General features: G+C 51.0%; 9 protein-coding genes. 2 read left to right on the forward strand and 7 right to left on the reverse strand.

What is annotated here, in order from left to right:
- The first annotated feature begins 28 nt into the window (after positions 1 to 28).
- On the forward strand, positions 29 to 3,328 hold the full coding sequence (locus tag MHI38_RS13515) for an efflux RND transporter permease subunit (RefSeq protein ID WP_154891970.1): 3,300 nt from the start codon (positions 29 to 31) through the stop codon (positions 3,326 to 3,328).
- 334 nt (positions 3,329 to 3,662) lie between these two features.
- Complete coding sequence (locus tag MHI38_RS13520; RefSeq protein ID WP_186809858.1) at positions 3,663 to 5,378, forward strand: PucR family transcriptional regulator ligand-binding domain-containing protein; 1,716 nt, start codon at positions 3,663 to 3,665, stop codon at positions 5,376 to 5,378.
- A gap of 3 nt (positions 5,379 to 5,381) precedes the next feature.
- Here MHI38_RS13520 and MHI38_RS13525 read toward each other — a convergent pair whose 3' ends face one another.
- The 7 genes from MHI38_RS13525 to MHI38_RS13555 form a co-directional block, all read right to left on the reverse strand.
- On the reverse strand, positions 5,382 to 5,621 hold the full coding sequence (locus MHI38_RS13525; RefSeq protein ID WP_261769656.1) for a hypothetical protein: 240 nt from the start codon (positions 5,619 to 5,621) through the stop codon (positions 5,382 to 5,384).
- Complete coding sequence (gene hydA / locus MHI38_RS13530) at positions 5,621 to 7,066, reverse strand: dihydropyrimidinase (protein WP_154891974.1); 1,446 nt, start codon at positions 7,064 to 7,066, stop codon at positions 5,621 to 5,623. The genes MHI38_RS13525 and hydA overlap by 1 nt, the downstream gene beginning before the upstream one ends.
- Positions 7,063 to 8,358, reverse strand: a complete 1,296-nt coding sequence (preA, locus tag MHI38_RS13535) for an NAD-dependent dihydropyrimidine dehydrogenase subunit PreA (RefSeq protein ID WP_154891976.1) — start codon at positions 8,356 to 8,358, stop codon at positions 7,063 to 7,065. The genes hydA and preA overlap by 4 nt, the downstream gene beginning before the upstream one ends.
- A 328-nt stretch (positions 8,359 to 8,686) precedes the next feature.
- Entirely contained in the window at positions 8,687 to 10,054 is a 1,368-nt protein-coding gene (locus MHI38_RS13540; protein WP_154892009.1) for an NAD(P)-dependent oxidoreductase, read from the reverse strand.
- 106 nt (positions 10,055 to 10,160) lie between these two features.
- Positions 10,161 to 11,042: a nitrilase-related carbon-nitrogen hydrolase gene (locus MHI38_RS13545; RefSeq protein ID WP_154891978.1), complete on the reverse strand. Its 882-nt coding sequence runs from the start codon at positions 11,040 to 11,042 to the stop codon at positions 10,161 to 10,163.
- Between the two features lie 4 nt (positions 11,043 to 11,046).
- The gene (locus MHI38_RS13550) at positions 11,047 to 12,321 is read right to left on the reverse strand and encodes a hydantoinase/carbamoylase family amidase (RefSeq protein WP_154891979.1); all 1,275 of its coding nucleotides are present in this window, start codon (positions 12,319 to 12,321) and stop codon (positions 11,047 to 11,049) included.
- 34 nt (positions 12,322 to 12,355) lie between these two features.
- Positions 12,356 to 13,735: an aminotransferase gene (locus tag MHI38_RS13555; RefSeq protein ID WP_154891980.1), complete on the reverse strand. Its 1,380-nt coding sequence runs from the start codon at positions 13,733 to 13,735 to the stop codon at positions 12,356 to 12,358.
- Positions 13,736 to 13,900 lie beyond the last annotated feature (165 nt).

Below are 13,900 nucleotides of genomic sequence, written 5' to 3' on the forward strand. Positions count from 1 at the left end.
AGAAACAGAGAGGAGAAGAAACCAACGTATGAAAGGGATTATTAACTTTTCACTGAACAACAAGTTTGCAATCTGGATTCTGACCATCATCATCTCATTCGCAGGCTTGTACAGCGGAATGACGATGAAGCAGGAGACTATTCCGAACATCAATGTACCGTTTCTGAATGTCACGGCGATTGATCCGGGTGCGGCTCCAGAAGGTATTGTAGAAGATGTCACGAAGCCGCTGGAACAGAAGCTACGCAACCTCGAGGGTGTGAAGACCGTCACCTCCACTTCTATGGAGAATGCGGCATCGATCACACTGGAATTCGACTATGGAACGGACCTGACGAACGCAACAGCTACGGTTCGTGAAGCACTGAACGAGGTGCAATTGCCGGACAGTGTGCAGAAACCAACTATCTCCAAGTTCAGCATTAACTCGTTCCCGGTTGTATCCCTCAGTTTGTCTGACAAAGACGGCGGGGATTTGGAAGAACTGACACGGCTCGTAGAATCGGATATCAAACCTGCACTAGAAGATATTGATGGTGTAGCTCAGGTTCAAGTGTCCGGTCAGTACGTTAAAGAAGTGCAATTGACGTTTAATCAAGCCAAAATGGCTGAACTCGGTCTAAGCGAAGATACGGTGAACGGAATCGTTAAAGGTTCATCCATTCGTGTGCCGCTCGGCCTATTTGAACTGGATAAATCCCAGAAAGCCGTTGTTGTAGACGGCAACATCATCGGACTCGATGATCTGAAAAATCTAGCGATTCCAGTCGTACCAAGCGGAGCTGGTGCAAACCAAGGTGCTGGGGGTGCTACAGGCCAGGGTGCCGGTGCGCAAGGGGCCTCCCAAGGTGGCGGTGCTCAAACCGGTCAAGCTACAGGTCAAACCGCTGATCCATCGGCTCAAGCTGGACAAGGTGAATCTGGTGCTGCGCAAGGGTCCAATCCTGCAGCTGGTCAAGCTGGTAGCGGCAATGTTGCTACAGCAAATCCATCGGGTGCCGCAGGTGCGGCAAATGCAGCAGGAATCCCTACCGTGAAGCTGAGCGACATTGCCAAGATTGAGGTCATCGGTCAAGCCGAGTCCATCTCCCGCACGAACGGCAAGGAATCCATTGGTATTTCCGTAGTGAAATCCAACGATGCCAATACGGTGGACGTGGTTAAGGCCGTCAAAAGTAAAGCCGAAGAACTGCAAAAGCAATTCAAAAATGCAGAATTAACGATCCTGCTTGACCAAGGTCAGCCTATCCAGGATTCCGTCAACACGATGCTGGGCAAAGCTGTATTTGGTGCCCTGTTCGCGATTCTGATTATCCTACTCTTCCTGCGTAACATCCGTTCAACGATTATCTCCATTATCTCGATTCCGCTCTCCCTGCTCATGGCATTGACGGCGCTCAATCTGATGGACATTACCTTGAACATGATGACACTCGGAGCAATGACGGTTGCGATCGGCCGGGTTGTCGATGACTCCATCGTTGTTATCGAGAACATCTACCGCAGACTGACGCTCAAAAACGAGATGCTGAAAGGCCGGGATCTGGTTCGTGAGGCGACTCGCGAGATGTTTATCCCGATCCTCTCCTCAACCATTGTTACGATTGCAGTCTTCTTGCCGCTCGCACTCGTTAGCGGTATGGTCGGAGAGTTGTTCATGCCATTTGCCTTGACGATGGTATTCGCCCTGCTCGCATCCCTACTGGTTGCAATCACGATTGTACCGATGCTGGCACACAGCTTGTTCCGTAAAGGGATCAAGAACAAACAAAACCATGAAGAAAAACCAGGTAAACTGGCTGAAAGCTACAAACGCCTGTTGAACTGGACGCTCTCTCACAAAATCATTACCGTTCTTATTGCGGTTCTACTATTGGTCGGCAGCTTGTTCCTATACCCATTCATTGGCACAAGTTTCCTGCCAGAGCAAAAGGATAAATTCGCCACGATCACCTATAGTCCGGAAACGGGCTCACTTCGTGAAGATGTAGAAAAAGAAGCCCTCGTTGCTGAGAAATGGTTACTGAAACAGCCAGGTATGGAGAAAATGCAATATTCCATCGGCGGTGGTAACCCGCTCGCTAGCATGGGTGGAGGCGGCGGTAACTCTGCACTCTTCTACATTCAATACAATAAAGACACCAAAGATTTTACCGATGTGAAGAAACAACTGGTTGAAGGTTTGCAAAAAGAAGTGACCAAAGGCACATGGAGTGAACTCGACATGTCCGGCGGATTTGGCGGAAGCAACTTAAGCCTGTCCATCTACGGGGATAGTGTGGAGCAATTGAAACCTGTAGCTGAAGAAGTCCTGAAACTGGTTCAAGCGGAAAAGGACTCTTTTGAAAAAGCAGATACCACCATCTCCGACACCTACGGTCAGTACACCCTCGTTGCCGATCAGGAGAAGCTGAGCAAACTCGGCCTTACGGCGGGTCAACTGGCAATGGCACTGAGCCCTGTACGTGAACGTCCGGTACTTACGGAAGTGGATATCGACAACAAAACGTACAAAGTCTATGTAGAAACGGACAACAAAACGTTCAGCAGCATCAAGAATATTGAAAATGAAAAGGTCACTTCACCGCTGGGCATCCAGATTCCAATCAAGGATGTAGCCAAAGTGGAAGAAGGCACTTCACCAAACTCCATTATGCGTATTGATGGCAAAGTGGTTGTACAGGTGACAGCGAACATTCTGGCATCCGATGTGACCAAAGCTTCGCAAAACCTGAAAGCCAACATCGACAAGCTGGACTTGCCGGATGGCGTTGAAGTGAAGTTTGGCGGTACAACCGAACAGATTAATGACACCTTTACACAGCTTGGTCTGGCAATGCTGGCAGCCATTGCGATTGTATACTTCGTGCTCGTGGTGACATTTGGCGGCGGACTTGCACCATTCGCGATTCTGTTCTCTCTGCCATTCACCGTGATTGGTATCATGGTTGGTTTGTTTATCGCAGGCGGTACACTCGATGTATCCGCGATGATGGGTGCACTGATGCTGATCGGTATCGTTGTTACCAACGCCATTGTTTTGATCGACCGTGTTATTCATAAGGAAAACGAAGGACTCACAACGCGTGAAGCGCTGCTGGAAGCCGGAGCTACACGTCTGCGTCCAATCCTGATGACCGCTCTCGCAACGATCGGTGCCCTGCTGCCACTGGTAACAGGTCTCGAAGAAAGTGCAGGTATCATCTCGAAAGGACTCGGAATTACCGTAATCGGTGGTCTGATCAGTTCTACACTGCTCACACTGGTCATCGTGCCAATCGTGTATGAGTTCCTGATGAAATTCAAAAAGAAAAAAATCGTCGATTAATTCAGTCTATCGTTATTCCCACGATTCAGATGTGATCGCGAGCAAAAATTTGCCCTTGACGGGTACTGGAATCTGTAGTGATTCCCGTGCCTGATCAAGGGCATTTTTTATCGTGTCGATGGTAAAAAGTCGAACATATATCTGATGCTCATTTTAGATACAAAACAAAAAGGATAACTATTTTTGTCATCCAGACCAAATGAGCGTCAGGTTTAATCTCATCTTATCTAAATGCACGTATACTTATCTTTAAAAATCCAGTGAGCAAACACCCTGAATCCAGCATCCTTTGTATCAAATTTACAGGTGAGTCATGGGAAAGGGCGGTGATGGTGTGGGAGAGACCACGCTTCATATCCAAATTAGAGACATGCTGAAACGTCCTGTATTTCGCAAGGCCGAGTACCTTGCCAGTCAGCATGCATTGGAGCGTTATGTACGCTGGGTACATATTATGGAGGTTCCTGAGATTGGGGGCTTGCTGAGCGGCGGAGAATTGGTGCTGACAACAGGGATCGGCTGGCCTGAAGGCAAGTCGCATGGTCTGTCTTTTCTGCAACAATTGATTGCCTGCGGTGCCGCAGGGTTATGCATTGAACTCGGGGAACATACACGATCACAGCTTGAGGCGATGAAACAAATGGCGGAGGCGGCGGATTTCCCGCTGATCTGGTTTCATGAGCAAGTCCGGTATATTGACATTACACAGGATTTGCATTTTGCCCTGATTCGCAGTCATCAGCGTATGGTCGCGGAACTGGATCAGCTCACCACCTCCTTTCATCAGCTGTTGCTGAATGGGGATGGTGTACAGCCGCTACTGCGTCTGCTGTCACGCAATACCGGGTATGCTGTCGCCTTATATCCGCTGGAAGGTGAAGCGACGGCCATTCCTCATGTCCCACGTGAGCAACTGGAGAAGCAGAGACAACAGTGGTGGGATCAGCGTGAATCGATGGATCACACTACCCTTGACGGTTATACAGCGAACCCTTCGACTGTAGAGGTATCAGACCCTTTTTCCGGTCGGCTCACAATGAATCCAATCAGCATCCCTGTTCAGGCACTGGAGTACACCTTTGCTGATCTTATCCTTTTCCCTCAGAAACACACAGACCCTGAACCTCCCACTCCAGCTCTGCCGTACCCATCCGACGAGTACGTTTTTCATGCGCTGGAGCGATGTGCTGCTGCCATAGCCCAGGATTGGATGCGTACCCAGTACATGGAGGAAAAACGGCGTTATAAAGAGGATATGTGGGTCATTGACTGGTTAAACGGACATCACTCCGCGAAAGAAATTCATGAATATCTTGCAGCCGTACATCCGGCTCTCTGCACAGGACAGGCCGCAGTTGTTTTATTCGACAGCAACCCTACGCAACACGACAGTCTCAGACTGCAAAAGATACTGATTCAGCGTAATATCGTTGCCCGCTCCGTATTTGCCCGGGAAGGTTTCACCCTCTATAGCACTGTACTTAATCTCCAGATCATTCTCATTGTCATTGACCCGCAGGCTGCATCTCTGCGTAAATCTAATCTGTGGTCCTGCATTCAGCAACTTCGGCAACACGAGCAGGAGCAAACTCACCAGCTCTTCTCCGGTCTGTATGGTATCGGTCAGAACTATTCGGAATACCCACGCCTGCGAGAGAGTCTTGAATCCGCGAAGGAAACGTTACGTATTCAGAAAGATATCGGAGTAATGGAGCAGCCCTTTTACAGTAATCTGCACTGCTATCGTATCATCGCCAGTATGAAACAGAACGGTAACTTGAATGATTTTATTACGGAATACCTGGGCTCACTGATCCGGTATGATTCGGAGAAGGGAGGTCAACTGCTCCTTACACTGAAACAATACCTGGCGCTCTGCTGCTCCAAACAAGAGACGGCCAGTGCACTGTTTATCGTCAGACAAACGTTGTACCATCGGTTGGACAAAATCGAATCGCTTTTAGGGAAAGACTACCTTCTACCCGAGAAACGGGTTGCTATGGAACTTGCGCTATATGCCTATGAATACGTGCATGGATCGCTTATATAGTAACTATGCACTACGCTGTTCCTGTAGCTGACGTATGAGAATATGACTGAACCACTTTCGGCCCGAGGCTGTACCCACATGCTGCTCCACATTCTCTTCTGGAAGATCAGGAAGTGCCCATGTCACATGAGCGCCCTCCAGATGTTCCCGGACCGAACAGATTCGATACCCCTGTGCAATCAATCGCTCAATGTCCAGCTTCTCCAGTTCAAATGCTTCGTGCTCCGACATCTGTTTCGACATTAGTTCCGCCCCCCATGAATCGCAGTCACCGGTTGCCTCGGTGGAATCGGTGCTCCTGCATCATACTTATTACGTTTTACATATTTTCCTGCCCCTGCATTGCCCACATACTGCCGATCCCGTATCACATACTCGCCGCGACAAAGCACGGTCACTGGACATCCCTGTACCTGCATGCCTTCAAACGCGCTGTAATCCACGTTCATATGATGTGTTTCCGCCGAAATCACCCTGGTTACGGAAGGGTCAAAAATAACAATATCCGCATCCGTACCCACCGCAAGTGTTCCCTTCTGAGGAAATAATCCGAACAATTTGCTTGCTCTGGTCGAGCACAAATCCACCCATTGATTGAGCGATATGCGGCCTTTGGCTACGCCTTCCGAATATAGAATACTTAGCCGGTCTTCAATGACAGGCCCCCCGTTAGGAATTTTGCTGAAGTCATCTTTGCCGAGATCCTTCTGCCCCTTGAAGTTAAACGAGCAATGATCCGAACCAATGGTCTGTAATTGTCCGCTTTGGAGCGCATTCCATAGTGCTTCCTGATGTCCCTTCTCCCTGAGCGGAGGCGACCAAACATATTTAGCACCCTCAAAGTCCGGCTGATCCATTATGGACTGATCCAGCGTCAGATATTGCGGACATGTCTCTCCCCAGATTCGGTATCCCATCTCACGCATGCGCGCAATCTGCTCGGCGGCTTCGGCACAAGTAACATGCACCACATACAGCTGTGAATCCGCCAAAGCGGCCAAACGGGCGGCACGTCCCGTTGCTTCTCCCTCCAGCATAGATGGGCGGGTCAGTGCATGATGAATCGGTGCTGTGCGACCTTCAGCGAGTGCCTGCTTCACAAGCAGGTCAATGACATCTCCATTCTCGGCATGCACCATCACAAGTGCACCGTATTCTTTGGCTTTTTGCAACGTCTGAAAGAGAATGCCATCATCGGCCTGAAATTGGTTTTTGTATGCCATGAATACCTTGAAGGACGATACGCCCTCCTCTTCAATCATCTGCGGCAGTTCTTCCAGCACCTGCTCATTCATCTCGCCAATCATCAGATGAAATCCATAGTCAATGACAGCTTTCCCTTGGGCTTTTCGATGCCATTCTTGTAGGGATTCGGATAAGGGACGGCCTTTCTGAGTCAGACAAAAGTCAATGATGGTTGTGGTACCACCAAAGGCCGCGGCCGTTGTGCCCGTAGCAAAATCATCCGCTGTGACCGTGCCGCCAAACGGCATATCGAGGTGAGTATGGGGATCGATGCCGCCAGGTATGATATAACAGCCTGTTGCATCAAGTACTTCTGTCTGATCATCGGGGATTAACCCGATACCGATCTGTGCTATTTTCCCTGCTGCGATTAAAATATCGGCCTCAAAGGTATCCGATGCCGTCACCAAAATACCACCGCGAATTAATGTACGTGTACTCATGAAATCGCCTCCTTGGCTGATGGATTATGAATAGATTGCAGCAGGGAAATCGCCGACTGACGTTCATTCCAGGTAACCGGCTCCTGTTCTGGTGCAAGCTCAATCATCTCGATCGCACCGTCCACCGGGCAGACGATGGAACACAGATTACAGCCGACACAATCCTCCTCTACCACTTCAAGATAAGCACCTGACGGGTCGGTTAACATGTCAATACATTGATGAGAGGTGTCTTCACAGGCAATGTGGCACTTGTTGCAATTGATGCATACATCCCGATTGATGCGGGCAACCACCTTGTAGTTGAGGTCCAGATTGCCCCAATCCGAGTATCTCGGCACGGTCTGACCGACCAGCTCGGCTACACTCTGAATTCCTTTTTCATCCAAATAATCGTTCAGCCCTTCGATCATGTCCTCCACAATGCGGAATCCATGGTGCATCGCCGCCGTACATACCTGCACTCCCGTCGCACCCATCAGCAGAAATTCCGCCGTATCGCGCCAGTCGGATATGCCGCCGATACCCGAAATCGGCACACCCACTTCGGAATGACGGGCACACTCTGCCACCATGTTAAGCGCGATGGGTTTTACAGCCGGGCCACAGTATCCACCGTGCGCTCCCTTACCGCCTACATGCGGCACGGTGTTCCAGGAGTCCAGATCAACACCAGCGAGAGAATTGATTGTATTAATCAGTGAGATCGCATCCGCACCACCCCTTACAGCCGCGCGGGCTGTTGCCGTAATATCTGTAATGTTAGGTGTCAGCTTTACGATGACCGGTGTGGTAGCCACCTCTTTTACCCACATCGTCTGTAGCTCGACAAGATCAGGCTGTTGGCCTGATGCGGCGCCCATGCCTCGCTCTGCCATACCGTGCGGACATCCAAAGTTCAGCTCCAGACCATCGGCGCCGGCAGCCTCGACCTTTTTAACAATCTCATGCCACTTTTCCCGCTTCGGTTCCACCATTAGCGATGCCACGACAGCGCGGTCAGGGAAACGTTTCTTCGTCTCGGCAATCTCGCGCAGATTGACCTCCAGTGGACGATCGGAGATCAGCTCAATATTGTTAAAGCCTGCCACACGCTGGCCGCCAAAATGTACTGCCGCAAAACGGGAGGAGGTGTTAATAATCGGCTCCCCAAGTGTCTTCCACACCGCGCCACCCCAGCCTGCTTCAAACGCACGCTGTACCTGGTACCCGGTATTGGTTGGTGGCGCCGAGGCGAGCCAGAATGGATTAGGTGACCGGATGCCCGCCAGATTGATGGATAAGTCAGCCATATCGAACCCTCCTTGATGTGATTTGGAGTGAATCTACGCTTGCTAAGATGAACGTAAACAAGGATAGCCATCTAACGATCCCCACAGCGCTTATTTAACTAAAATTAAGCCTTTGGGAATTCTAACGATCCGTAGGAACGTTATTTTGCTGTTTTTGCCCATTTCCGGCCTGAATCCGCGGGTTTTGGGTGAAATAAGGTTTGTGGTGATCGTTAGAAGTTCACATGCCTTGTTTTTGCAGAAATAGGGTGTCTGGAGATCATTAGCCGATTAGGAGCCAGTATGAAGTCCTGTGGAGATGAGTTTCTGAGAAAGCGTACAGACTTCCTTACGCGCTCTCTTCCGAGCAACCAGGCAGCATTTTCATGATCGAGGCAGCGACCCATTTGCCCTGCTGTGCCGCAGAAACAACCATGGCCTCTCCTTGACCCTGGCCAAAAATGACATCCCCTGCCGCGTACACCTGAGGATGAGAGGTACGGTACGTATGTGCCTCGACTTCTACCACACCTCCATGATGCTTCAGTTCAAACGCCTCAATTAGTGGTAGCAAACGATTCTGTCCAATAGCCCGAATCACCGTGTCACATTCGATAATAAAGGTTGAATTCTCCACCGCCACAGGCATCGCACGTCCGCCGCCAGGCGGGGTCACGAGCTCTATTTTCACACACTCCACCCCTCGAACCCGGCCATTCTCGTCTCCAAGAATACGCTCCGGCATCGTAAACCAACGAAACTCCACGCCCTCCTGCTTGGCAAACGTGTACTCAAATGCATAGGCCGTCATCTGTTGCTCTCCGCGCCGATACAACATCTGTACTCGCTCCGCACCCAGACGCACCGAACAGGTCGCTGCATCCACTGCCGTATTGCCTGCTCCAATTACAGCTACATTCAGACCATGCAGCGCCGGCGGTACACCCTGTTTGGTCGATTCCACAAGTTCAATCGCATCATAAACGCCTTCCAGCTTCTCCCCTTCAATGCCCAGCATCGGGACCGCTCCCATCCCGCATGCGAGAATGACAGCCTCATGTTGCTCCAGCAACTCGGGGGCCGCTATATCTACACCAACCCGTACACCATATCGAATCTTTACTCCCAGTGCCTCCACCTGCTCGACTTCCCACAAGGAGATCGACTCCGGCAGGCGGAAGGATACGATGCCATAGGTATTCAGTCCGCCGCCTTTCGCCTTGGCTTCATAGATGGTCACATCATATCCTGCCCGGCCCAATTCGCGTGCTGCAGAGAGCCCTGCCGGTCCTGCCCCGACAATAGCCACACTTCTCCCGTTTGACGGGGCTGCATGAAACAGCGGTTCATGCCTCTCCATTGCCCAGTCTGTCGCATAGCGCTGCAGATCACCAATGCGGATCGGTTTGGAGGACTCGTTCAGCACACAGGCACCCTCACATAACTCTTCTGTAGGACAGACACGTGCGCAACTCGCGCCAACCGGGTTGGCATCCATGATGGTACGAGCCGACCCTTTGAGATGTCCTGTTGCTATTTTTTTGATAAAAGAAGGAATATTGATATCCGTAGGACATGCCTTAATACATGGGGCATCGTAACAATACAGACAGCGGTTGGACTCTTCCATCGCTTCCTTATTGGTCATGGCTGGTTTCATCTCGCTAAAACGATTTTCCCAGCCGTAATCCGACCATGCTGTTCCAGAACGGTTCATCAATGTCATGCACCTCCCGCGGATTTAAGATTTCTGCCGTACCATCCATTGATATGCCTGACAAATGCCAAGCCTATACTTCCTGCCACAACGCTCTAGATCCGATCTACAAGCTCACCAGATGTTCATACGTCTCTGGTCTGCGATCCCGGTAAAACTGCCACACATTACGTACCTCACGGATCAACTCCGTATCCATCTCGCCAATGACCACTTCATCCTGATCCCTGCTCCCCATCGCCACCATGCGCCCTCGCGGATCCACCAGATACGACTGTCCGTAAAACTCACCCATGTTCCATGGCGCCTCCACGCCTACACGGTTGATTGCTGCTACGTAGTATCCGTTGGCTACCGCATGGGCTGGCTGTTCCAGCTTCCATAGATACTCCGAGGTGCCTGCCACTGTAGCCGATGGGTTAAAAACAATCTCTGCCCCTGCCAGCCCAAGCAAACGTGCACCTTCAGGAAAATGTCGATCATAACAGATATACACGCCCACTTTGGCGTAAGCCGTATCAAATACCGGATATCCAAGATTACCGGGTTTAAAATAATACTTTTCCCAAAAGCCGTTCGTCCCTTCTCCCGCTTCCACATGCGGAATATGATGTTTGCGGTATTTGCCCAGATACGTTCCATCCGCATCAATCACCGCCGCCGTGTTGTAATAAGAAGCAATACCCTCTACTTCGTACACGGGTAAAATCAGGACAACAGCAAGCTCCTTTGCCAGTTCCTGAAAACGCCGGGTCGTCGGCCCTTCGGGAACCTGTTCTGCGGATGCATACCATTTGGGTGTTTGTTCTGTGCAAAAGTAAGGCCCGTAAAACACTTCCTGCAGTCCGATGATCTTCGCCCCTCGTGCTGCCGCCTCGCGTACAAGTGTAATATGCTTCTGAATAGCTGCCTCCTTATGCACTTCAACCGGGGCCGACCCTTCAATCTCATGGGAAGCCTGAATCAAACCGATGCTGATCTTTGCCATAACGTTATCCCGCCTCCTTTGGTGGATTACCGTTGCACATCTTGCGAATGGTGCGATAGAGCACCTCCGTGCCTAACGCAATATCCTCGGGAGAGGAATATTCACTGGGATGATGACTGATACCGTCCTTGCTGCGGACAAAAATCATGCCATAATCGCACACATAAGACAGAGCGAGCGCATCATGGAACGGGCCACTCATCAATTCAGGCATGACTGCCCCCATCTCTTCCGCAGAAGAGCGAATGACGGACATCATGGAATCCGCACAATAGCGCGGTTCACTATTGGTATCCTCGGTGACCGTATATGTCAGACCATACCCAGAGCTGATTTCATCCAGCAATGTCATCAAACGGGCCTCCAGCCGATTACGCCGCTCCATCTCCATGTCACGCAAATCCACGGTAAAGCTCACTTCTTCCGGAATAATATTCCTTGAATCCGGAAATACCCTCAGACTTCCTACCGTACCGACAGTGGGCGCTCCCGGATCTTCACGGACCAGATCATCAAAGGCCGCAATCACTTTGGCACTGCCCGCAAGTGCATCATGACGCATCCCCATCGGCACCGAGCCTGCATGCCCGGCCATTCCTTTCATAGTCACCGTGAGCCAGAGCGGACCCGAGATGCCTGTCACCAGACCGATCTGAGCATCCATAGCCTCTAGTACAGGTCCCTGTTCAATATGTAGCTCCAGATAACTGCCAATGGAACCGGGAGGATATACCGCTGCTACGAATTCTGAGGGCGAACACCCGAAGGATGCCAATGCCTCCCGGCGACTCACCCCGTTTTTATCCTGACGTTCCAGCTCCCCTTCCTCCAACTGGTTTGTGATGCCTCGTGAACCGAATAAACCTTTGTTAAACCGTGATCCCTCTTCATCGCAAAAAGCAATTACTTCGATCGGCATACGCGGCTGTACGCCTTGTTCAATCAGGCACTGTGCGGCCTCCAGCGCACCGAGTACACCGATCGCACCGTCATAACGACCTCCATACGGCTGGGAGTCGATATGTGAACCGACCATCAGTATAGGTCTGGTTGCATCTGTCCCTTCCAGGCGACCAATCAGATTACCGAAAGCATCCATTCGAGTCACAAGGCCTGCCTTCTCCATCCAGAACCTGACTTGGTTGATGCCCTCCATGTCCTCTGGAGTAAGGGCAAGCCTGCATACCCCTGTATCTCCGATCTTGCCGATCTGAGCTAACTGTTCAATATGTTCATTCAGCCTCAGCTGATTAATGGATAACTCGGTTATGGCCTGCATCCTTCCTCTCCTCCTTGTCACGCGTTAAATCAACTCATGCCTGGCCTTCATCCAGACTGCGAAGTGCGGTAAACAAATGACTTACGATAAGATCCAGTTCTTCTTCGGTAGTGACAAAGGGCGGCGATAGGGTCAAAATGTTCGCAAAGCCCGGCACCGTGTCCCCATTTTTGCCAATCAGGATGCCTTCCCGTTTACAATGGGCAAGCACCTTCATGACATTCTCTGTTGTCGCCGGAGAACCGTCCGGCTCAATCATCTCGATGCCACAAGCGAAACCGAATATACGGATATCGCCTACGGAAGCAAGTTCAAGTAACGGCTCTAACTTCTCGCCGAGCAATTGCCCCAGTTTCGCAGCCCGGCTGACCAGTTGCTCCGTTTCCAAAATCTCCAGATTCGCCAGTGCAACCTGACAGGATACTGGATTCCCGCCAAACGTGTTCACATGGCGAAAGTGGTTATCCGTTCCGGGCTCACGAAAAGAGTCATACAGGTCGGCTCTTATCGCCGTGGCGGATAACGGTGCGTAGGCACTCGTCATGCCTTTGGCCATTGTGACGATGTCTGGATGCACACCATAGTTCTGGTGACCGAACTTCTGCCCGGAGCGGCCGAAACCGCAGATCACCTCATCCACAATGAACAGCACACCATAGCGCTGGCAGATGTCTTGTACCCTGCGCATATAATCTGGCGGAGGAACAATCATGCCGCCACCGGTAATCACCGGCTCCATAATTACGGCAGCCACCGTCTCCGGGCCCTCCCATTGAATGACTTCCTCATAGATGGCGGCACATTCAAGCCCGCAGCTATCTTTGCTTTTTCCAAACGGACAGCGGTAACAGTACGGCGGAGGAACATGGGAGAAGCCTACACCGAGCGGCTCGTATTTGATCTTGCGTGCGGCTTGCCCCGTTGCGCCCAGTGCCCCCATAGAGTTACCGTGATAGGCACGGTGACGAGAGATGAATTTATGACGCGCGGGCTCACCGTTCTGATGGTGGAACTGACGGGCTATTTTGAAAGCCACCTCATTGGCATCCGAACCGGAATTGGAGAAAAAGATTCGATACTCTCCCTCAAGCCATTCATTCAGCTTCTCAGCAAGTAAAATCGCCGGTTCATGGCTCTGTGTCATCGGAATATACGCGAGAGTTTTCATCTGATCGTAGGCACGTTTGGCGATCTCCTCTCGTCCATGACCCACATTGACGCACCATAGACCAGACATGGCATCGAGGTAACGTTTCCCCTCCTGATCCGTAATCCAGCTCCCCTCACCGCTAACGGCAATCAACGGGTGATCGTTATGGGGCGAGATGTGGTGCCAGACATATTTGCGATCCTTCTCCAGCCATTCTTCCTTCGTACCGCCCAGACGTTGTGCTTGCTGATCCACAGAACTCATCCATCCCGCTCCTCTCCTATGTGATGCGTGTAGCAATGTTCCCACGTCACGCCCATCCACATGATCATGTACATCCGACAACTCGATCTATGCCAGAACAATCGATTTATCCCTCAGTCTATGTTCCCGTGTCTCAGCCTCTTTCAAGGCTCCTATACATCCTCC

Origin of the sequence: Paenibacillus sp. FSL K6-1558 (assembly GCF_038002565.1) — a bacterium.
In the GTDB taxonomy this organism is placed as follows: Bacteria; Bacillota; Bacilli; order Paenibacillales; family Paenibacillaceae; genus Paenibacillus; species Paenibacillus polysaccharolyticus.

What these genes read in the sequence shown, in the direction of transcription:
- MHI38_RS13515 (WP_154891970.1), top strand. Translation starts at nt 29, where the DNA reads ATGAAAGGGATTATTAACTTTTCACTGAACAACAAGTTTGCAATCTGG.
- MHI38_RS13525 (WP_261769656.1), bottom strand. Translation starts at nt 5,621, where the DNA reads ATGTCGAAACAGATGTCGGAGCACGAAGCATTTGAACTGGAGAAGCTG.
- hydA (WP_154891974.1), bottom strand. Translation starts at nt 7,066, where the DNA reads ATGAGTACACGTACATTAATTCGCGGTGGTATTTTGGTGACGGCATCG.
- preA (WP_154891976.1), bottom strand. Translation starts at nt 8,358, where the DNA reads ATGGCTGACTTATCCATCAATCTGGCGGGCATCCGGTCACCTAATCCA.
- MHI38_RS13540 (WP_154892009.1), bottom strand. Translation starts at nt 10,054, where the DNA reads ATGAACCGTTCTGGAACAGCATGGTCGGATTACGGCTGGGAAAATCGT.
- MHI38_RS13545 (WP_154891978.1), bottom strand. Translation starts at nt 11,042, where the DNA reads ATGGCAAAGATCAGCATCGGTTTGATTCAGGCTTCCCATGAGATTGAA.
- MHI38_RS13550 (WP_154891979.1), bottom strand. Translation starts at nt 12,321, where the DNA reads ATGCAGGCCATAACCGAGTTATCCATTAATCAGCTGAGGCTGAATGAA.
- MHI38_RS13555 (WP_154891980.1), bottom strand. Translation starts at nt 13,735, where the DNA reads ATGAGTTCTGTGGATCAGCAAGCACAACGTCTGGGCGGTACGAAGGAA.